Genomic DNA, 19,876 nt, shown 5'->3' on the forward strand with positions numbered 1-19,876 from the left:
TGTCCATGCTCGCCCCCACGCTCTGCGTGGGCGCTGTGACGCTCCGCGTCACGATTTAAGAGCAGACGCAGAGCGTCCAAGGCGGCGTTACCACGCAGAGCGTGGGAACGAGCGTTGTCTGACAAATATCCTTACAATTGCGCTTTGTTAGCTGCCTGAGCAAGGATTCTGCAATGCAAGCCGCCAACCCCCGCAAGGGGTACATCCTGGGCCTGAGCGCCTATGTCATCTGGGGTCTGTTCCCGCTCTACTTCAAAGCCATCGCCAGCGTGCCCGCCGCCGAGATCATCGTGCACCGCGTGTTGTGGTCGGCCCTGTTCGGTGGGCTGTTGCTGATGGTGTGGAAACATCCCGGCTGGTTTCGCGAACTGCGCGACAACCCCAAGCGCCTGGCGATCCTGGCCCTCAGCGGTTCGTTGATCGCCGCTAACTGGCTGACCTATGTGTGGTCGGTGAACACCGGGCGCATGCTTGAAGCGAGCCTGGGTTACTACATCAACCCGCTGGTGAATGTGCTGCTGGGCATGCTGATCCTCGGCGAGCGCTTGCGCCGTTTGCAATGGGTAGCGGTGGGGTTGGCAGCGATAGGTGTGGCGCAGCAGGTGTGGCAAGTCGGTAGCCTGCCGTGGGTGTCGCTGGCGCTGGCGCTGACGTTCGGCTTCTACGGTTTGATCCGCAAGCAGGCGCCGGTCAAGGCGCTGCCAGGGCTGGTGGTGGAAACCTGGATGCTGGTACCCATTGCCGTCGCCTGGTTGTTGTTCAACCCGACCGCCCACAGCGCGCAACTGGCGTTCTGGAGCACCTCAGAGGCCTGGTGGCTGGTGGCCGCAGGCCCGGTGACGCTGATTCCCCTAGTGTGCTTCAACGCCGCTGCACGGCATTTGCCCTACACCGCCCTGGGCTTTTTGCAGTATGTGGCGCCGACGCTGGTGTTGCTCGAAGCCGTGCTGTTGTTCGGTGAACACCTGGCGCCGAGCACGCTGATCGCCTTCGCCTTTATCTGGGCCGGGTTGGTGGTGTACAGCCTGGATGCCTGGCTGACCGTGCGTAAACGCTGATCAAATAACGTACAAACCTCTACAAGCCACGGCTTTCGTGGCTTGTAGCGTTCGACCCCAAGGTTATCCACAACCTGATCCCCGCCATTTGTGCACAAGCCCTTGAAACTGCTCGTTTTTTGCTCAACTTGCGCAGAAGGCCGGCGGACGTGGCCTGGCGTCGGGTCTCTACAGGTTATCCACAGGCCCATGCAAGATTTCCCTGCATAACCTTGTGGATCGTTATTCCTCCTGACGCAACTCCACCATCAAGTCATCGGCCAAGGTTTCCAAAGCCTCTTGCAGGGTTTCCAGCGAAAGCGTGGCCGGCACTTGCAACAACGCCTCGGCGTTGAACAGCGGATCACCGCTCATGGGCGCCGGGCGCACATCGGTGCTCAGGCGTTCCAGGTTGACGCCCTGCTGGCTCAGCAGCGCGGTGATCTCACGCACGATGCCCGAGCGGTCATTGCCCACCAGGGTCATCAGGATCGGCTTGGACGCCGATGCCTGGCCGCTGCTGCCCTCACCCACCAACACGCGAATGCCATGGGTGGATAAATCCTCCAATGCCCCCACCAATGCCTGGCGCTGCTCGCTCGGCACGCTGACCCGCAGGATCCCGGCAAACTGCCCGGCCATGTGCGCCATGCGGCTTTCCAGCCAGTTACCACCATGACTGGCAATGTTCTGCGCGATGCGTTCAACCAGGCCGGGTTTGTCGGCGGCGATAATAGTGAGTACAAGATGGTCCATGGCGCAGTCCCTCGGTTGGTTGATCCTCGATTATAGACATGCCGCGTTTATCCAGAAGGGACGCGTGATCGTTAACGTCCATAGCAGGCAAACCAGCTCCCCCAGACAAATCGTGTACCATTTTTATATTTATCTGGAACAATCCAATAGTTTTTTGAGAACATCCGGTTCTCCGCTGTGACCGTACGACCAAAGTGGGTCGCTAAACGACGTATTTAGTCTAATTTTCACAACCGCAAGTCATCATGTAGTATGCCCAACCGTGCACTACATAATGAAAATCTGATAAAGCGCATAAGCTCCGCAGAGTGAGGCAAGCAATGACTGAACACGTTCAAGTCGGTGGCCTGCAGGTCGCCAAAGTCCTGTTCGACTTCGTGAACAACGAAGCCATTCCCGGTACCGGCATCACTGCCGACCAGTTCTGGGCCGGTGCCGACAAGGTCATCCATGACCTGGCCCCGAAGAACAAAGCCCTACTCGCCAAACGCGACGACTTCCAGGCGCGGATCGATACCTGGCACCAGACCCACCCCGGCCAGGCCCATGACCCGGTGGCCTACAAAGCCTTCCTGCAAGACATCGGCTACCTGTTGCCAGAAGCCGCAGACTTTGAGGCCTCGACCCAAAACGTCGATGATGAGATCGCACGCATGGCCGGCCCACAGCTGGTCGTGCCGGTGATGAACGCCCGCTTCGCCCTCAATGCCTCGAATGCGCGCTGGGGCTCGCTGTACGACGCGCTCTATGGCACCGACGCCATCAGCGAAGCCAACGGCGCCGAGAAGGGCAAGGGCTATAACAAAGTGCGTGGCGACAAGGTGATTGCCTTCGCCCGCGCTTTCCTCGACGAGGCCGCACCGCTCAGCGCCGGCAGCCATGTCGATTCCACCGGCTACAAAATCGTCGATGGCAAGCTGATCGTCAGCCTCAAAGGCGGCAGCAACAGCGGCCTGCGTGACGATGCCCAGTTGATCGGTTTCCAGGGCCCTGCGGCCGAGCCGATTGCGATCCTGCTCAAGCACAATGGCCTGCACTTCGAAATCCAGATCGACGCCAGCACCCCAGTCGGCCAAACCGACGCCGCAGGCGTCAAAGACGTGCTGATGGAAGCCGCGCTGACCACCATCATGGACTGCGAAGACTCTGTGGCCGCCGTCGACGCCGATGACAAATTGGTGATCTACCGCAACTGGCTCGGCCTGATGAAGGGCGACCTGGCCGAAGAAGTGGCCAAGGGCGGCCAGACCTTCACCCGCACCATGAACCCTGACCGCGTCTACACCGGCGTGGATGGCAGCGACGTGACCCTGCACGGCCGTTCGCTGTTGTTCGTGCGCAACGTTGGCCACTTGATGACCATCGACGCGATCCTCGATAAAGACGGCAACGAAGTACCCGAAGGCATCCTCGACGGCCTGATCACCAGCCTGGCGGCGATCCACAGCCTCAACGGCAACAACACCCGCAAGAACAGCCGTACCGGTTCTGTGTACATCGTGAAACCGAAGATGCACGGCCCGGAAGAAGCCGCGTTCACCAACGAACTGTTCGGTCGCATCGAAGAGGTGCTGAACCTGGCGCGCAATACCCTCAAGGTCGGGATCATGGACGAGGAGCGCCGCACCACGGTCAACCTCAAGGCCTGCATCAAGGCGGCCAGCGAGCGCGTGGTGTTTATCAACACCGGTTTCCTCGACCGCACTGGTGATGAAATCCACACCTCCATGGAAGCCGGCGCGATGGTGCGCAAGGCGGCCATGAAGGCGGAAAAATGGATCGGCGCCTATGAGAACTGGAACGTCGATATCGGCCTGAGCACCGGCCTGCAAGGGCGTGCACAAATCGGTAAAGGCATGTGGGCCATGCCCGACCTGATGGCTTTGATGCTTGAGCAGAAAATCGCCCACCCGTTGGCCGGTGCCAACACCGCCTGGGTACCGTCGCCGACCGCTGCGGCCCTGCATGCGTTGCACTACCACAAGGTTGATGTGTTTGCCCGCCAGGCCGAACTGGCCAAGCGCGAGCGCGCTTCGGTGGACGATATCCTCACCATTCCTCTGGCCAGCAACACCGATTGGTCCGAAGAAGAGATCCGCAACGAACTGGACAACAACGCCCAGGGCATCCTCGGCTATGTGGTGCGTTGGATCGACCAGGGTGTGGGCTGCTCCAAGGTGCCGGACATCAACGATGTCGGCCTGATGGAAGACCGCGCCACCCTGCGCATTTCCAGCCAGCACATCGCCAACTGGCTGCGCCACGGCATCGTCAACGAAGCTCAAGTGATGGACAGCCTCAAGCGCATGGCGCCGGTGGTGGACCGCCAGAATGCCGGGGATGCGTTGTACCGCCCACTGGCTCCGGACTTCGACAGCAACATCGCGTTCCAGGCAGCGGTGGAGTTGGTGATTGAAGGGACCAAGCAGCCCAATGGCTATACCGAGCCGGTGTTGCATCGCAGGCGTCGGGAGTTCAAGGCCAAGAACGGCCTGTAATGGAAAAAAGCCCTGATCGAAAGATCGGGGCTTTTTTATCAGGTGTGTCAGTTAGACCGCGTTGCCTGAATCGCAGGCAAGCCAGCTCCCACAGGGGGATGCATTTCAAATGTGGGAGCCGGGCTTGCCCGCGAAGAGGCCAGGCCAGTCACCCCACATTCAGGGCACCATCCCCAACTCCCGCTTTACCAACTTCGCCAACTTCACGCTATCAATCGGCTTGAGCAAGAAATCCACCACGCTCAAATGCATCGCATCAATCACATCCGGCGCTTCCGCGTCTCCAGACATGATGATGATCGGCAACGCCGCACGGGTGGACTCACGCACCTGGCGGATCAATTCCAGGCCATTGCTGGGCGCCATGCGCAGGTCGGTGATCAGCAAACCGATGGAACTGCTCGTCTTCAACAAATCCCACGCAGCCTCGCCACTTTCGGCAGTCATGCAGCGAATACCATCGAGCCCAAGGATTTCCGCCAGCAATTCACGCGCGTCCTTGTCGTCGTCCACGATCAAAACGCGTTGGGGGGGTAAATCGGGCTCCAGCATCACGGCGCTCAGCGCCTCGCGCTCGGCATCACTCAAAATATCGTGGTCGGACATACGTTTCTCAGCAGTTCTCATCAATCTCCCAGCACACTCGTCAGACATCTGCGGAAGGGCGAACAATGTGCACTTCGTCGGAAAGTTTGCCTAGTGGGCTTTCTACGGGTTTTGGACGATTGTCATGTAAGGTTTTTCCCTAGTTTTGCGCGGTATTCCTCGACCTAGACTTACGTCCAATGGGCACCCACTGCGCAGGAGTCGACCATGCAGCACGATAACGACAAAAACACCGCGGTCACTGTTATGAGTAAAGCTGATGCATTCGCACAGGCGGGTAAAACCGCTGTGTTGCAGAACATCCACGGCACCCTGCAATTCCTGCAACGCTTCCCGCCGTTCAACCAGATGGAACAGGCGCACCTGGCCTTCCTGGTGGAACAGTGCCAACTGCGTTTCTACGGCCCCGGCGACAGCATCCTCAAACCGTCGGGCGGCCCGGTCGAGCACTTTTATATCGTCAAGCAGGGGCGGGTCGTGGGTGAACGGCCAGACTCGGCAGACACCACCTTTGAAATCGCCACCGGCGAATGCTTCCCCCTCGCCGCCTTGCTGGGTGAACGCGCGACCCGTACAGAACACAAAGCCGCTGAAGACACCTTTTGCCTGCAATTGAACAAACCGGCCTTTATCAAGCTGTTCGCCCTGTCCAGCCCGTTTCGTGATTTCGCCTTGCGCGGGGTCAGCAGCCTGCTCGACCAGGTCAACCAGCAGGTACAGCAAAAAGCCGTGGAAACCCTCGGCACCCAATATTCCTTGAATACCCGCCTGGGTGAATTGGCCATGCGCCACCCGGTCACCTGCAGCCCGCACACAGCGTTGCGCGAAGCGGTGACCTTGATGCACGAACAGCAAGTCGGCAGCATTGTGATCGTCAACGAACACAAGGCGCCCCTGGGCATCTTCACCCTGCGCGATCTGCGCCAGGTGGTCGCCGATGGCACCAGCGACTTCAGCCAGAGCATTGCCGGGCACATGACCCAGGCGCCGTTTTACTTGAGCCCGGAGCACAGCGCGTTCGACGCGGCCATCGCCATGACCGAACGGCATATCGCCCATGTGTGCCTGGTACAAGACCAGCGCCTGTGTGGCGTGGTCTCCGAGCGTGACTTGTTTTCCTTGCAGCGTGTGGACCTGGTGCACCTGGCCCGTACCATCCGCAACGCGCCCCGGGTGGAAAACCTGGTGGCGATTCGCGGTGAAATCGGCCAGTTGGTAGAGCGCATGCTCGCCCATGGCGCCTCATCCACCCAGATCACCCACATCATTACGCTGCTCAACGACCACACCGTGTGCCGGGTGATCGAGCTGACCCTCGCGGAAAAAGGCGACCCCGGCGTGCCCTTCAGTTGGCTGTGTTTTGGCAGCGAAGGCCGCCGCGAACAAACGCTGTACACCGACCAGGACAACGGCATCCTGTTCGAGGCCAAGGACGCCGTCGAAGCCGCCGAAAGGCGTGAGCTCTTGCTACCGCTGGCGCAGCACATCAACCAAAGCCTGGCGCTGTGCGGCTTCAGCCTGTGCAAGGGCAATATCATGGCCGGCAACCCCGAGCTGTGCTTGTCCCGCGTGGAGTGGGCGCGGCGCTTCGGCGCGTTCATTCGTGAGGCGACGCCGGAAAACCTGCTGGGCTCAAGCATCTATTTTGACTTGCGCGTGGTGTGGGGCGAAGAGCGCGGTTGCGAGCAACTGCGCCAGGGCATTCTCGATCAGGTGGCGGATAACCGCTTGTTCCAACGCATGCTGGCCGAAAACGCGCTACTACGACGCCCGCCGGTAGGGCGTTTTCGCGAGTTCGTGCTGACCCGCAAAAATGGCGAAAAGGCCACCCTCGACCTCAAGGTGCAGGGCCTTACGCCTTTTGTAGATGGCGCGCGCCTGTTGGCCCTGGCCAATGGCATCCACGCCAACAACACCCTGGAACGCCTGCGCCAGTTGGTGGACAAGGCCGTGATCGACCCCCTGGATGGCGCCGCCTATGAAGAGGCCTACCACTTTATCCAGCAGACCCGCATGCAGCAGCACCAATTGCAGACCCGCGAGAACCTGCCCTATTCCAACCGCGTCGACCCCGACAGCCTCAACCACCTGGACCGGCGCATCCTGCGTGAGTCCCTGCGCCAGGCCCAACGCCTGCAAAGCAGCCTGAGCTTGCGGTATCAGCTATGAGTTTGTTTGGCTGGCTGCGCGCGAAAAAGCCCGGGCTCAACGCTGCGCAACAGCAGCGCCTGGAGCATTTACCCAAGCCCGCCGAACTGGGCAACGGCCCATTGCGCAGCCAGCGCTGGGTAGTGGTGGACCTGGAAACCAGCGGCCTGAACCTTCACCGCGACCAGGTGCTGTCCATCGGCGCCGTGGTCATCGAAGACGGTGCGGTGGATTTCTCCCAACTGTTCGAACGCACCCTGCAGCGCACCGACACCAAGCTCAGCCCCAGTGTGCTGATCCACGGGTTGGGGCCCAGTGCAATTGCCGCCGGCAGCGACCCGGCCGAGGCGTTGCTGGATTTCATGGCGTTCGTGGGCGACAGCCCTCTGCTGGCTTTTCATGCGCCGTTTGATCAACACATGCTGTGCCGGGCGCTCAAGGACAGCCTGGGGTATCGCCTGGCCCATCCATTCCTGGATGTGGCAGACCTGGCTCCGCTGTTGTGCCCTGAGGCGCATATCCGCGAGGCCGGGCTGGATGATTGGCTCAACCACTTCAGGCTACAGGCTGGCGAACGCCACCATGCCAGCGCCGATGCACTGGCGACGGCAGAGCTGATGCTGATCCTGTTCAGCCGTGCGCGGCAGCAACAGATAGACACGCCCCAGACGCTGCAAGAGCGTTTGGCCCAATGGAAACGGCGCAAACAGTCCCCTTCCCTTTAACGCTTCGCGCCCGACGCGGAGCATCGCGGGATGCATTCCCACGCCGAGCGTGGGAACGATCACCCGACAGACGCCAATTGCGCCCACCCCACGCCTCTGCGACAATCGCGAATAATTCTCGTTAGTTTAAACCTCTTGTTTATTCGGTGATGCCTTGTCGTCGGTCCAGACCCCACGCAGTGAGCTTGTTGGTGCGTTATATCGCGACCACCGTGGCTGGCTGTTGGCTTGGCTGCGACGCAACGTGGGGTGCCCAAGCCGCGCCGAAGACCTGAGCCAGGACACCTTCATGCGCCTGCTGGGCCGTGACGAGTTGCGCGAGCCCCGCGAACCGCGGGCGTTCCTGGTGGCCATCGCCAAGGGTTTGCTGTTCGACTATTTCCGACGTGCGGCCCTGGAACAGGCCTACCTCACCGAATTGATGCTGATCCCGGAAAGCGAACAGCCTTCGCCGGAAGCCCAGCAACTGATCCTCGAAGACCTCAAGGCCATCGACCGCCTGCTCGGCAAACTGTCGAGCAAGGCCCGCGCCGCGTTCCTCTATAACCGCCTCGACGGCCTGGGCCATGCCGAAATCGCCCAGCGCCTGGGCGTGTCGGTGCCCCGCGTGCGCCAATACCTGGCCCAGGGCATTCGCCAGTGCTACATCGCACTGTATGGCGAGCCGTCGTGACCGCGATCGGCTCCAAACCGGTGTCGTCGCGCGTGCTGGATGCCGCGATTGCCTGGCAGCTGTCCCTCGACTCGGGCGACGGCAGCGCGGTGGAACAGGAAGAGTTCAGCAAGTGGCTGGCCAGTGATGAGGAACACGCCCGCGCCTGGCGCCAGTTGGGCATGCTCGACCAGCGTTTCAGTGTGGCCTCGGGCCCGGCTCGGGCGGCGCTGCTGCAGTCGCGCCACGGCATTCGCCAGCGCGTGCGCAAACTGGGCCGGGGCTTGGCCAGTATCGTGCTGGTGTGCGGCCTGGCGCTGTTTGCCGGTGAGCGTTACGTGCCTATTCACTATTGGCTGGCCGACCAGCGCACCGCCACCGGTGAACAGCGCACGCTGAAGCTGGCGGACGGCACGCGGATCAACCTCAACACCCACAGCGCCATTGATGTGCGCTTCGACGAAACACGCCGCTTGATCGTGTTGCAGGCAGGCGAAATTCTCGTCGAAACCGGCCACGACGATTCACGCCCTTTCTACGTGCAAACCCGCGACGGCAGCCTGCGGGCGCTGGGTACTCGGTTTATCGTCAAGCGCGAAGACGACGCTACGCGCCTGAGTGTGTTGCAGTCAGCCGTGGCCGCCCAGCCCGAGGCGTTGCACCACGAACAGGTGTTCAAGGCGGGCCAGCAGGTGCTGATGCGCAGCGACGGCCTTGGCCCGTTGCTGGCCGTCACCCCGGCCACCGATGCCTGGACGCGCGGCATGCTGGTAGTGGACAACGCTCGGCTGGGGGATGTGATCGAGGAGTTGGCGCGCTATCGCACCGGCTACCTGGGGGTGGATAACAACGTGGCCGACCTGCGCATCACCGGCAGTTTCCCGCTGCATGACACCACGTTGGCATTGAATGCGCTGTTGCCGACTTTGCCGGTGCAGATCGAGCAGCACACGCCGTGGTGGGTGACCGTCAAGGGTAAGCCTTAGGTCCTGCAGCGCCTGGGCGATTGCTATCGCAGGCAAGCCAGCTCCCACATTTCGAATTGCGAACACCTTCAACTGTAGGAGCTGGCTTGCCTGCGATGAGGCCCTCAAGCACACCTGCGAAAAATATTTTCACTCACCCCTATCACTTTTCGATTCTCGCTCGGCACCTAGGCAATTGAGAAATATTTCCATTCAGGAGCCGCCCTTATGTCCCGCACGCTAGACACCTTGTTGCGCCCCAGCCTGTTAGCCATGGCGATCGCCCTCAGCGCCCCGCTCGCCAGCACCCCGCTGATCGCCGCCGAACAAGCCTCCAGCGTGCGCGCCTATAACCTGCCCGCTGCGCCCCTGGCCACCACCCTGAACCAGATCGCCAGCCAGGCCGGCCTGGCGCTGACCCTCAACCCCGCACTCGCCGCCGGCAAGACCTCGGCACCGGTCAAAGGCCAGTTCGATGCGCAGGGCGCGTTGCGGGAAGCCTTGCGGGGGACGGGGTTGCAGTTGGAGCAGAGCAGTGCGGGCACTTACACCCTGATGCCGGTCCCGGAGGGCGTCGTTGCCTTGCCGACCACCAACATCACCGGCCAAGGCAGCTATGAAAGCGCTTGGGGGCCGGTGGAGGGATATGTTGCAAAGCGCACCGCCGCCGGCACCAAAACCGATACTGCGCTGGTCGAGGCACCACGCTCGATCTCGGTAGCCACCCGCGAGCAAATGCAGGACCGTAACGTGCAGAACCTCGACGATGCGGTCAAATACATGCCCGGTATCGTGTCTGCCAGCTACGGCAGCGACACCCGTTACGACTGGATGCGCGTACGCGGCTTCGAGCCGACGCAATTCCTCGATGGCCTGCCACTGCCCCGTGGCGTGTACGCCAACCCGAAAGCCGAAACCTGGAACCTCGACCGCCTCGCCCTGCTGCGCGGTCCGGCTTCATCGGTTTATGGTCAAACTCCACCTGGTGGCTTGCTGGACATGGTCAGCCGCCGTCCCAGCGCCGAACAGAGCAGTGCTATCCAGGTGCAATACGGCAGTGACAACCACCGCCAGATCAATTTCGAAAGCACTGGCAAGATCGATGATGAGGGCCAGTTTCTCTACAGCGTTGGCGGCGTGGTGCGCGATGCCGGTACCCAGGTCGATCACATTGACAACAAGCGGTACAACATCGCACCGAGCTTGACCTGGAATATCGACACCGATACCAAGTTGACCTTGCTGTCGCAGTTCACCCGCGACGATACCGGGGCGACCAGCCAGTTCCTGCCGATAGTCGGCACCAAGATCAAGTCGCCACTGGGTGACGTTTCGCATCATAAAAACCTGGGCGATCCGGACTACGAGTTCTACGACCGTACCTATTACGCACTCGGCTACGCATTCGAGCACCGCTTCAACGATACCTGGCAGTTCAAACAGAATCTGCGTTACACCAAATCAGAATTGTCGTTCCAACAATTGACCGTGGGCGCCTTTGCCTGGGCACCGGTCGACGCCGAAGGCAATATGGACCGTTCTTCGACCAACGTGGACGAGAACATCGGACAATTGGCGGTAGATAACAACTTTCAGGCCGACTTCTCCACCGGCGACGTCACCCACACCCTTCTACTCGGGCTTGACCACCAGCGTACCGATACCTCGTACCTGTCGATTTACGGGCAGGCCGGACGAGTCAACATCTTCAACCCGGTCAACACCACGCCAGTTGAACGCCCCGCACGCTCCGGCGCTTTCTACGACTACAATCAGAAAACCGTCCAGACCGGCCTCTACGTCCAAGACCAGATGGCTCTTGATAACTGGCGCTTGACCCTGGGTGGCCGTGAAGACTGGGTGCACCAAGGCACTACGTACCTCAACAAAAACGACGCGACCAATACTGACCGCAGCAAGAATTTCAGCGGTAACGCGGCACTGAGCTATGTGTTCGACTCGGGCTTCGTACCGTATATCTCCTACGCCGAATCTTTCCAGCCGGCGAGCAACGCCAGCGCCTCTCCTACAGAATCCTATAAGCCCACCGAAGGCAAGCAGTGGGAATTGGGGATCAAGTACCAACCGCCGGGTTCGAACACGCTACTCAGTGCCGCGCTGTATGACCTGACCCAGAAGAACGTTCTGGTCAGCAGCTTCCAGTCCGGTGGTGTTTCTGTCACCGACCAGACCGGCGTAGTGAAAGTCAAAGGCCTGGAGCTGGAAGCCGTATCTGACGTGACCGAAAACCTCAAAGTGATCGCTGCCTACACGTTGGCCAAATCCGAAGTGCAAAAAGGCGAGTTCAAAGGCAACCGCCTGCAACTGATGCCTAACCAACAAGCATCCTTGTGGACCGACTACACCTGGCACACCGGCGCCCTCGACGGTTTCGGTATCGGCTTCGGCGCCCGCTACACCGGCAACACCTATGGCGACCAGGCCAATACCTGGGCCGGCAAGGCCAACGCCTACACCGTGTTCGACGGCGCGGTGCATTACGACCTCGGTCGCCTGGACAACAGCCTCAAGGGCGCGTCGGTGAAAGTGAACGCGACCAACCTGTTCAACAAAGACTACATTTCCACCTGCGATGGCTCCTATTGCTACTTCGGCGACCAACGCAGCGTAGTCGCCAGCGCCACCTACCAGTGGTAATCAGCTGAGCTAACCACCAGGCCGCCCAACAGGGCGGCTTTGGTGCATCTGAAGGCTAGACAATGAAAAGCAAAACCATCCGCCGCTGGTCCTTCATCCACACCTGGACCAGCCTGATCTGCACCGTATTCCTGCTGCTGCTCGCCCTCACCGGCCTGCCGTTGGTGTTTCACCACGAGATCGACCACCTGCTGGGCAATGAACCCGAACTGGCGCAGATGCCTGCCGATACGCCCCGGCTCAACCTTGAGCAGCTTGTGGCTAAAGCCCAGGCCCATCGCCCCGGCGACGCCATGCAGTACCTTGCCTGGGACGAAGACGACAAGAACGGTGTGATCGCGATCATGGCCGCCACAGCCGGTACCGAGCCGAATTCGTCGCACACCTTCATGCTCGACGCCCGCACTGGCCAAGCAGTGGAAACCCCCGCAGCCAATGGCGGGCTGACCCTGTTCCTGCTGCGCCTGCATGTGGATATGTTTGCCGGGTTGCCGGGCAAGTTGTTGCTGGCGTTCATGGGCCTTCTGTTTGTGCTGGCGATTATCTCGGGCACGGTGTTGTACCTGCCGTTCATGCGTCGCTTGAAGTTCGCCACGGTGCGCCAGGACAAGTCCACTCGCCTGCGCTGGCTCGACCTGCACAACCTGATCGGCGTGGTCACTTTGACCTGGGCGTTGGTGGTGGGGGTAACCGGCGTGATCAGCGCCTGCGCCGACCTGATCATCGCCGCCTGGCGCCAGGACAGCCTCAGCGCCATGATCGAACCTTACAAGAACGCCCCGCCGCTGACCCAACGCGCGCCCGCCACCGAGTTGTTGAGCATTGCCGCCAAGGCCGCTCCGGGTATGGAGCCAGACTTTATCGCCTTCCCCGGCACGCGTTTTTCCAGCGAACATCACTACGCCGTGTTCATGAAGGGCAGCACCCACCTGACCTCCCATTTGCTGACCCCGGTGCTGATCGACGCCAGCACCCTGGCCGTCACCGCCATCGCCGAACGGCCTTGGTACATGGACGCCATGGGCATGTCCCAACCCCTGCATTTCGGTGATTACGGCGGCATGCCAATGAAGGTCCTGTGGGCGGTGCTGGATGTGTTGACCATCATCGTGCTGGTGAGCGGCATTTACTTATGGATCGTACGGCGCAAGGCGGCCAAGGTATGAAGCCGCGGCAGTCGAATGTCTGGAAGGTCTTTGCCATACCGCTGGGGATCGGCCTGCTCAGTGCTGCCGGGTTGTTTGCGGCGTTGCTGGGCGATGGGTGGTGGGATTCGTTGAGTTGGATCGGGCTCGGGATACCGGCAATGATGGGGGTATGGGGGTTGGTTAAACGGCGCGCCTGAGGTCGCTATCGCAGGCAGGCCAGCTCCCACATTTTGACCTGTGAACACAGCCCAATGTGGGAGCTGGCTTGCCTGCGATGAGGCCCGCAAAAACAACGCGGCCCCTCGCCAGGCACCGCACAACCCTCTAGGCTAGCCACACTTCACCTCGAGGAATGCCCATGTCCGCCCCCAGCATGACCTTGTTCCACAACCCCGCTTCGCCCTTCGTGCGTAAAGTGCGCGTGCTGCTGATCGAGACCGGCCAGCAGGATCGTGTGGCCCTGCACGCGTGCCTGCCCACTCCGGTCAACCCGGATGCCGAAGTGCTGCAAGGCAACCCCGTGGGCAAGATCCCGGCCCTGCGCCTGGCCGACGGCTCGGTATTGCACGACAGCCGGGTGATTCTCGATTACCTCGACCACCAGCATGTCGGCAACCCGCTGATCCCCCGCGACGGCTCGGCCCGCTGGCGGCGCCTGACCCTGGCCTCGATGGCTGACGGCATCATGGATGCCGCCGTGCTGGTACGTTACGAGACCGCCATGCGTCCGCCAGAAAAACACTGGGCTCCCTGGCTGGATGAGCAGCGCAACAAGATCCGCCGCGCCCTCGCCGAGCTGGAGCGGGACGCCATTGCTGAACTGGCCAGCCACTTCGACGTCGCCGCCATCAGCGTGGCCTGTGCCCTGGGCTATATCGACTTTCGCCATCCGGATATGCAGTGGCGCTCGGACACTCCCAAGCTCGCCGCCTGGTACGCCGAAGTCAGCCAGCGGGCTTCGATGCAGCAGACCCAACCCCCGGTTTGACCAGCCCCCTGTAGGAGCGAGCTTGCTCGCGAAAATCGTCAACGATAACGCAGGTCATCTGGTTAAACGCGGGGTCCTTGCGTTCTTCGCGAGCAAGCTCGCTCCTACAGTGAGAGACGGTGTGATTGAGGAAGTTGACCATCCTCGCTTTCATCCGCTGATCTTCGCGCAGCCCGATCATTGCACTTCCCCCACCTTACGCTTGCCCACCCCATACCAATCCAGTTTGCGCGTCAGCACCATCACCGTACCCAGCAGGCCAAACAGCAGCAGCGAGCCCATCAACAGTGCGTAATCCTCGGCACTGAGCAAGCCGTACAGCAAGCCATACAACGCCGCCAACCCTGCCGAAAACCCCAGGCCGTGGGCGACGCTGCGCAGCACATGGCACACGTAGAAGCCGATCAACACCACACAGGCGCTGGCCGATATCAGATAGGCCAGGGCAAAGCCCAGATGCTCGGACAACGACAACAGCAACAGATAGAAGAACGCCAGCGCCACGCCCACCAAGGCGTACTGAATCGGGTGCACCGCCAGACTCTTGAGCACTTCGAACAGAAAGAAACCAGCGAAGGTCAGCGCGATAAACAACAACGCATATTTGATCGCCCGGTCGCTCTTGAGGTACTGGTCTACCGGGTCGATGAAGTTCACACCAAAGCTGCGGTTGCTGAAATCTTCACAGCCTTGCCCGTCCAGGCAGTTCTGCAGGGCTTGTTCCAGGTTGGTGGAGAAGAAGGACGTCTGCCAGTTGGCGCTGAAGCCTTGGTCGGTAACTTCACGCTGAGCCGGCAGGAAGTTGCCGATAAAACTCGGGTGCGGCCAGTTGGACGCCAGTGATACCTGGCTGGTCTTGCCCACGGGCACCACTTGCAGTTGTTCGGTGCCTTGCAGGCGCAGGTCGAAGGCGAAGTCCAGCACGGCCGCTTTCTTGCCGTCTTGCGCAGGCAACGTCACATGCACGCCCTCACCCAGCCAGTCCACTTGCGAACCCGGCGAGAACTCCAGGCGCTGATCGCCCAGTTCCAGCTTCAACGCGTTTTCAATACCACGAATATCGCTGATCCCCACCGCCAGAAACGCTGGTTCAAAGCGGTAGTCGGCAAAGTCTTCGGTGATCCCCAACTGCGCCGGCAACTCGAAACGCCCGCTGATACGGTTGTCGGCATGGAACAGCCGCGCCTGGTAAATGCCGCGCGCACGCAGTTCGGTTTGCACTTTGCCGTCGAGCTCAAAACGGTCCGGCAGGAAATACAGACGGCCGCGTTCTTCACGGGTTTCTTCGTAGCGCTTGTTGAGCTTCTCATTGAGCTTCCACTCGCGCACCGTCTTGCGAAACGGCACCACCATCACCGGCCCGGTGAGGCGCTGGGCAAAGCTTGAGCTGCGGGCAATGTTCATCAGTACGCCGTCGCGCAGTTGCTGACGGTCGCTGATGATGCCGTTGATCATCAACAATGGAATCAGCAACAGCAGGATCAGCAGCGCAATCGCGCCCAATTTGAAAAGCAGGTTGCGGTTCATGGGTCTCTCCCTGTTTTGATGGGGAGAGTCTGCCCAGTCGGTATGGGGAATTTATGTGGGCAATGTGGAGACTGTGTGGAGATGCAGTACCGCTTGCACGCCGCCCGGTACGTTGCCGATCTGCAACGAGCCGCCGTGCAGCTTCATCACCTCCTCGACAAAGTTGAGCCCCAGGCCCGTACTTTTGCGCCCGCTGGCCGGGCGCGGCAGCGAGTAGAAACGCTCGCTCAGGCGCGGCAAGGCGTAGTCGGGAATCGCCTGCGCCTGGTTGAACAGGCTGACCTGCACCTCGTGATGCCGCACCAGCGCGCTGAACCTCAGCGTGCCGCCGGGTGGGGTGAAATCCAGAGCGTTGTCGAGCAGGTTGCCCAGGGCCTGGCGCAGCAGGAAAGGTTCGCCAAATACCCGCACATCGGCGGCGATGGCCTGCTCGACGTGCAAGCCGGCGCCTTCGACCCGCGCACATTGAGCCTTCAACACATCCTCAACCAGGGCTGCCAAAGAAATGCTCGACTGCTCTTCCAGACCTTGGCGCTGTTCCACCTGGGCCAGGTTCAACAGGCGCTCGATCAGCTGTTGCAGGCGCGCACTTTCGCTGTCGATATTGCCGACAAACCGCTGCTGCTGCTCACGGCTCATGTCGCCCTGCAACAGCTCCGCCGCACCCCGAATCGCCGCCAGCGGGCTCTTCAATTCATGGGTCAGCGTATGCACGTAGCGCTCTACGTAAGCCTTGCCTTCCAGCTGCGTGCGCATGTGCTCCACGGCGGTGGATAACTGCTTGAGCTCGCCGCCGCGATAATGCGGCAACTCGGCGCGGCGGCCCTCGCTCACGGCTTCGGCATAGGCGGTAAGGCGTCTGAGGGCCGCCGTCAGCCACCACGACAATAGCGCGCCCAGCAGCAGCCCGAGGGTGACCAGCCCGGCGCCGTACCACAGCAGGCGCCGCTCGGTGCGATCCACGTAGGGTTGCAACGAGCTGTTGGGCTTGGCTACGGTGACCACGCCGATGATCTGCCCGTTGTCACGAATCGGCGCCCCCACGTGCATCACCGATGAGGTGGGGTCGTCTGCGTCGCTGCGGGTGGAGCGCGCACCGTATTCGCCGCGCAGGGTCAGGTACACGTCGTTCCATTTCGAATAGTCCTGGCCGACTGCTTCACCGCTGGAGTCGAGCAATACCCTGCCTGTGGCGTCGGTCACGTAGATGCGATGGTTGACCTGGTTTTTCGGCAGGCCCCAGATCGTCGCTCCCGGCTGGCGACTGCCATAAGCCTTGAGCAATTCGGGCCAATGGCTCTGGCCGAGGGTGCCGTTTTTAACGTCTGCACGCAGGATTTCAGCCAGCAGGTTGGCGGTGTCCACTAATGTTTCTTCGGTGGACTGGCGCACGCCGGGGCGGATTTCCTTCATCACGGTGTTGAGCACGAAGTAGCCGGTCAGGCCGATAAACAGCGCATACACCAGGAAAATCCGCAGCCCAAGGCGCATCAGCTGTGGCTCGGGCTGTAGCTGTAGCCGAGGCCGCGATGGGTCTGGATCGGCTCGGCATCCGCCGCCACACTCCTGAGCTTGCTGCGCAGGCTCTTGATATGGCTATCGATATTGCGCTCATAACCGGCATCAAAGGGTACGCCCACCGCATCCAGCAGTTGTTCGCGGCTGAACACGCGCTCGGGTTGGTCCAGCAGACTTTGCAGCAGGCGGAACTCATGACGCGTGAGGCTCAAGGGTTGGCCACGATAGAGAATCTGCATGCGTTCCAGATCCACTTGGAACAGGGTTGGCGCCACACCCGGGCCGACCCGCTTGAGTATCGCCCTGACCCGCGCCGCCACTTCCCGCGGGCTGAAAGGCTTGACCACATAATCGTCGGCACCGATCTCCAACCCCACCACCCGGTCGATCTCCGCATCCCGCGCACTGAGGAACATCACCGGCACTTCACTGAAGCGGCGCAATTGCTTGCAGGTTTCAAAGCCGGTGATGTCCGGCAGGCCGATGTCGAGAATGATCAGGTCAGCCGGGGTCTGGCGCTGATGCTCCAGCGCCGCCTGGCCGAGCGTCAGCCAGGTGGTGGTGAAGCCCTCGCCTTGCAGGGCAAAGATCAGCGTGTCGGCTATCGCCGCTTCGTCTTCGACAATCAGGATGTGCGGCATGGGTTCGATCAGCAGTCCGGTTTGTCGGCAGTGTAGCGACGTGCCGGGTTTACCGCAGCGCCAAATTCACGCAGGGCCTTGGCGCCGATCAGCAGCGGGTAGTTGAAGCTGCTGCGGTCGGTGAGGTTGACCTCGACGGTGCGCTTGACGTCGCCCAGGCACATCTCCAGATCGATCACCGGGCGCTTGGCCACGCTGGCTTCGTCCTTATCATCGTCTTCGTCGGCGCGGCTCTTGATCTTGCTGATGCGCGACACCTTGTGCTCATAGACCTTGTTACCCGCGTCTTCACCGCCGAGGCGGAAGCGCACCCAGTCATCGCCGTCGCGCTGAAAGGTTTCGATGTCGCGCGCCGACAGCGAGGCGGTCAGCGCGCCGGTGTCCATCTTGGCCTTGAACGTCTGGCCGATCTCCGGCAACTGGATGTATTCGTAGCGACCGTAGAGCGTGGGCTCGGCCGCCATGACAGGGACGGCAACCAGAGCGAACGCAGCAAGGAGTAATTTCACGGCAGGATTTCCTCGAAAGAAGTGGGCGGAGTCTAGACCGCAAACACGGCACTTAGTTGGCTGAGCGAGCATATCGCGCACAGTGTGAAACATTCGTGCGGCATTTTGCGATTTGGCCTCTAGACTCACCTTGCTTATCATGGCCCGCCCACAGAATTCCAAGAGTTGCTTATGCGCCGCCTGCTCACCGGCTGTCTGGTTACACTGCTGCTGTTAGTCAACACGCTGATCCTGATCGGCCCCTTGATGGTCTTCGCCCTGCTCAAGCTGGTGGCGCCAGGGCGCTCGCGTGACTATGCCTCATGGGCGGTGATGTGGATCGCCGAAACCTGGGCCGAGATCGACAAGCTGATCTTCGCCGCGTGCATCCCCACCCAATGGGATATTCGCGGTGGCGAAGACCTGCGCGGCGATACCTCTTACCTGGTGATCAGCAACCACCAATCCTGGGTCGATATTCCCGCGCTGATCCAGGCATTGAACCGGCGCACGCCGTTCTTCAAGTTCTTCCTGAAAAAAGAACTGATCTGGGTGCCCTTCCTCGGCCTGGCCTGGTGGGCGCTGGATTACCCCTTCATGAAGCGCTACACCAAGGCATTCCTGGCCAAGCACCCGGAGCTGGCGGGGCAGGATCTGAAAATCACCAAAGAGGCCTGCGAGCTGTTCAAGCGTCAGCCGGTGACGGTGGTCAATTACCTGGAAGGCACGCGGTTCAGCGAGGCCAAGCGTGCGCAGCAAAGTTCACCCTTTACTCGACTACTCAAGCCCAAGGCAGGCGGCGTGGCGTTTGTGCTGGCAGCAATGGGTGAACAGCTGGACGCGGTACTCGACGTGACCGTGGCCTACCCACAACAAAAGATTCCAGGGTTCTGGGACCTGATCAGCGGCGCGGTGCCGAAGGTGATCGTGGATATCCGCACCCGCGAGCTGGACCCGGCGTTGTGGCAAGGGGATTACGAGAACGATCCGGCGTTTCGCCAGACCCTCCAGAACTGGGTCAACCAGCTCTGGAGGGAAAAGGACCGTCGAATTCACGAACTGCTGGAAAACAGTGGGGAGCAACGATGACCGCCTGGCCCCGCAAGATGCTACGAAACCTGACTATAGACAGCGGAAAGCGTGCTTTCGGGCAAGGCCGTTGAACAGAGCTGTCGCTGACCAAGCATTATCAATTCCACCCAGCACAATAGAACGAAGCCCAGGCGACAGATCTTCGTCATTTTTTTTGAAGCGACTCGCCGATGCTGTGTAGCTGTCAGAGTGAATCCCCATCTCTTCCAGGCGCGAGCGCAACGCTTGATCATCAGCGCCACTGCGTGAAAGAGGAGGCGGACTGAAATAGTTTTTGATGTCTGGAGTTTGTGTCCCGTTGATATTCAAAACGCCACCACTCATAGGTCATTAATGAAACCTTCCAAGGTCGTCGTAAACGAGACCTTGGAAGGTACCTTTATTGTGGTGTCTTGCTTCTTACGGTTCCCTACAACCTTGTGATATTTA

General features: G+C 60.8%; 18 protein-coding genes and 1 pseudogene. 12 read left to right on the forward strand and 7 right to left on the reverse strand.

What is annotated here, in order from left to right:
- The first annotated feature begins 173 nt into the window (after positions 1 to 173).
- Positions 174 to 1,058 carry an EamA family transporter RarD gene (gene rarD, locus BOP96_RS02365; protein WP_020302157.1) on the forward strand — a complete coding sequence of 295 codons (885 nt, stop codon included), beginning with the start codon at positions 174 to 176 and terminating at the stop codon, positions 1,056 to 1,058.
- A gap of 222 nt (positions 1,059 to 1,280) precedes the next feature.
- On the opposite strand, the gene BOP96_RS02370 is transcribed toward rarD, so the two are convergent.
- The gene (locus tag BOP96_RS02370) at positions 1,281 to 1,793 is read right to left on the reverse strand and encodes a glycine cleavage system protein R (RefSeq protein WP_003194815.1); all 513 of its coding nucleotides are present in this window, start codon (positions 1,791 to 1,793) and stop codon (positions 1,281 to 1,283) included.
- Positions 1,794 to 2,113: 320 nt separating this feature from the next.
- Between BOP96_RS02370 and BOP96_RS02375 the strand changes: the two genes are divergently transcribed.
- The gene (locus BOP96_RS02375) at positions 2,114 to 4,291 is read left to right on the forward strand and encodes a malate synthase G (protein WP_073451757.1); all 2,178 of its coding nucleotides are present in this window, start codon (positions 2,114 to 2,116) and stop codon (positions 4,289 to 4,291) included.
- A gap of 159 nt (positions 4,292 to 4,450) precedes the next feature.
- Here BOP96_RS02375 and BOP96_RS02380 read toward each other — a convergent pair whose 3' ends face one another.
- Positions 4,451 to 4,897 (reverse strand): response regulator, encoded by a 447-nt coding sequence (locus BOP96_RS02380; protein WP_019817416.1) that lies wholly within the window; start codon positions 4,895 to 4,897, stop codon positions 4,451 to 4,453.
- Between the two features lie 246 nt (positions 4,898 to 5,143).
- Between BOP96_RS02380 and BOP96_RS02385 the strand changes: the two genes are divergently transcribed.
- The 9 genes and pseudogenes from BOP96_RS02385 to BOP96_RS30380 form a co-directional block, all read left to right on the forward strand.
- On the forward strand, positions 5,144 to 7,066 hold the full coding sequence (locus tag BOP96_RS02385; RefSeq protein ID WP_073451876.1) for a putative nucleotidyltransferase substrate binding domain-containing protein: 1,923 nt from the start codon (positions 5,144 to 5,146) through the stop codon (positions 7,064 to 7,066).
- Positions 7,063 to 7,770 (forward strand): 3'-5' exonuclease, encoded by a 708-nt coding sequence (locus BOP96_RS02390; protein ID WP_014720216.1) that lies wholly within the window; start codon positions 7,063 to 7,065, stop codon positions 7,768 to 7,770. Before BOP96_RS02385 ends, BOP96_RS02390 begins: the two co-directional genes overlap by 4 nt.
- A 154-nt stretch (positions 7,771 to 7,924) precedes the next feature.
- Complete coding sequence (locus tag BOP96_RS02395; RefSeq protein ID WP_019817419.1) at positions 7,925 to 8,443, forward strand: RNA polymerase sigma factor; 519 nt, start codon at positions 7,925 to 7,927, stop codon at positions 8,441 to 8,443.
- Entirely contained in the window at positions 8,440 to 9,408 is a 969-nt protein-coding gene (locus BOP96_RS02400; RefSeq protein WP_072435419.1) for a FecR domain-containing protein, read from the forward strand. The genes BOP96_RS02395 and BOP96_RS02400 overlap by 4 nt, the downstream gene beginning before the upstream one ends.
- Before the next feature lie 207 nt (positions 9,409 to 9,615).
- Positions 9,616 to 12,045, forward strand: a complete 2,430-nt coding sequence (locus BOP96_RS02405; RefSeq protein ID WP_073451759.1) for a TonB-dependent siderophore receptor — start codon at positions 9,616 to 9,618, stop codon at positions 12,043 to 12,045.
- Between the two features lie 62 nt (positions 12,046 to 12,107).
- Complete coding sequence (locus BOP96_RS02410; RefSeq protein ID WP_032902316.1) at positions 12,108 to 13,211, forward strand: PepSY-associated TM helix domain-containing protein; 1,104 nt, start codon at positions 12,108 to 12,110, stop codon at positions 13,209 to 13,211.
- The gene (locus tag BOP96_RS02415) at positions 13,208 to 13,390 is read left to right on the forward strand and encodes a hypothetical protein (protein ID WP_014720221.1); all 183 of its coding nucleotides are present in this window, start codon (positions 13,208 to 13,210) and stop codon (positions 13,388 to 13,390) included. Before BOP96_RS02410 ends, BOP96_RS02415 begins: the two co-directional genes overlap by 4 nt.
- A gap of 161 nt (positions 13,391 to 13,551) precedes the next feature.
- Complete coding sequence (locus tag BOP96_RS02420; RefSeq protein WP_014720222.1) at positions 13,552 to 14,181, forward strand: glutathione S-transferase; 630 nt, start codon at positions 13,552 to 13,554, stop codon at positions 14,179 to 14,181.
- 22 nt (positions 14,182 to 14,203) lie between these two features.
- Positions 14,204 to 14,293, forward strand: a pseudogene (locus BOP96_RS30380) (outer membrane lipoprotein carrier protein LolA); the annotation flags it as partial.
- A gap of 65 nt (positions 14,294 to 14,358) precedes the next feature.
- Here BOP96_RS30380 and creD read toward each other — a convergent pair.
- The 4 genes from creD to rloA2 are packed head-to-tail and all read right to left on the reverse strand — an operon-like array spanning position 14,359 to position 18,376.
- A complete protein-coding gene (gene creD / locus BOP96_RS02425) occupies positions 14,359 to 15,708 on the reverse strand; it encodes a cell envelope integrity protein CreD (RefSeq protein WP_073451761.1) in 1,350 nt (449 codons plus the stop codon).
- Between the two features lie 51 nt (positions 15,709 to 15,759).
- Entirely contained in the window at positions 15,760 to 17,199 is a 1,440-nt protein-coding gene (gene creC / locus BOP96_RS02430) for a two-component system sensor histidine kinase CreC (protein ID WP_020302150.1), read from the reverse strand.
- Positions 17,199 to 17,867, reverse strand: coding sequence for a two-component system response regulator CreB (gene creB, locus BOP96_RS02435; RefSeq protein ID WP_019817425.1), 669 nt, complete (start codon positions 17,865 to 17,867; stop codon positions 17,199 to 17,201). The genes creC and creB overlap by 1 nt, the downstream gene beginning before the upstream one ends.
- 8 nt (positions 17,868 to 17,875) lie before the next feature.
- Positions 17,876 to 18,376, reverse strand: a complete 501-nt coding sequence (gene rloA2 / locus BOP96_RS02440; RefSeq protein ID WP_014720226.1) for a retropepsin-like aspartic peptidase RloA2 — start codon at positions 18,374 to 18,376, stop codon at positions 17,876 to 17,878.
- A gap of 171 nt (positions 18,377 to 18,547) precedes the next feature.
- On the opposite strand from rloA2, the gene BOP96_RS02445 reads away from it, so the two are divergent.
- Complete coding sequence (locus BOP96_RS02445; RefSeq protein WP_014720227.1) at positions 18,548 to 19,444, forward strand: acyltransferase; 897 nt, start codon at positions 18,548 to 18,550, stop codon at positions 19,442 to 19,444.
- Positions 19,445 to 19,477: 33 nt separating this feature from the next.
- On the opposite strand, the gene BOP96_RS29385 is transcribed toward BOP96_RS02445, so the two are convergent.
- Positions 19,478 to 19,756, reverse strand: coding sequence for a hypothetical protein (locus BOP96_RS29385; protein WP_130175537.1), 279 nt, complete (start codon positions 19,754 to 19,756; stop codon positions 19,478 to 19,480).
- Positions 19,757 to 19,876 lie beyond the last annotated feature (120 nt).

Source organism: Pseudomonas sp. FSL W5-0203 (genome assembly GCF_001896155.1).
In the GTDB taxonomy this organism is placed as follows: domain Bacteria; phylum Pseudomonadota; class Gammaproteobacteria; order Pseudomonadales; family Pseudomonadaceae; genus Aquipseudomonas; species Aquipseudomonas paracarnis.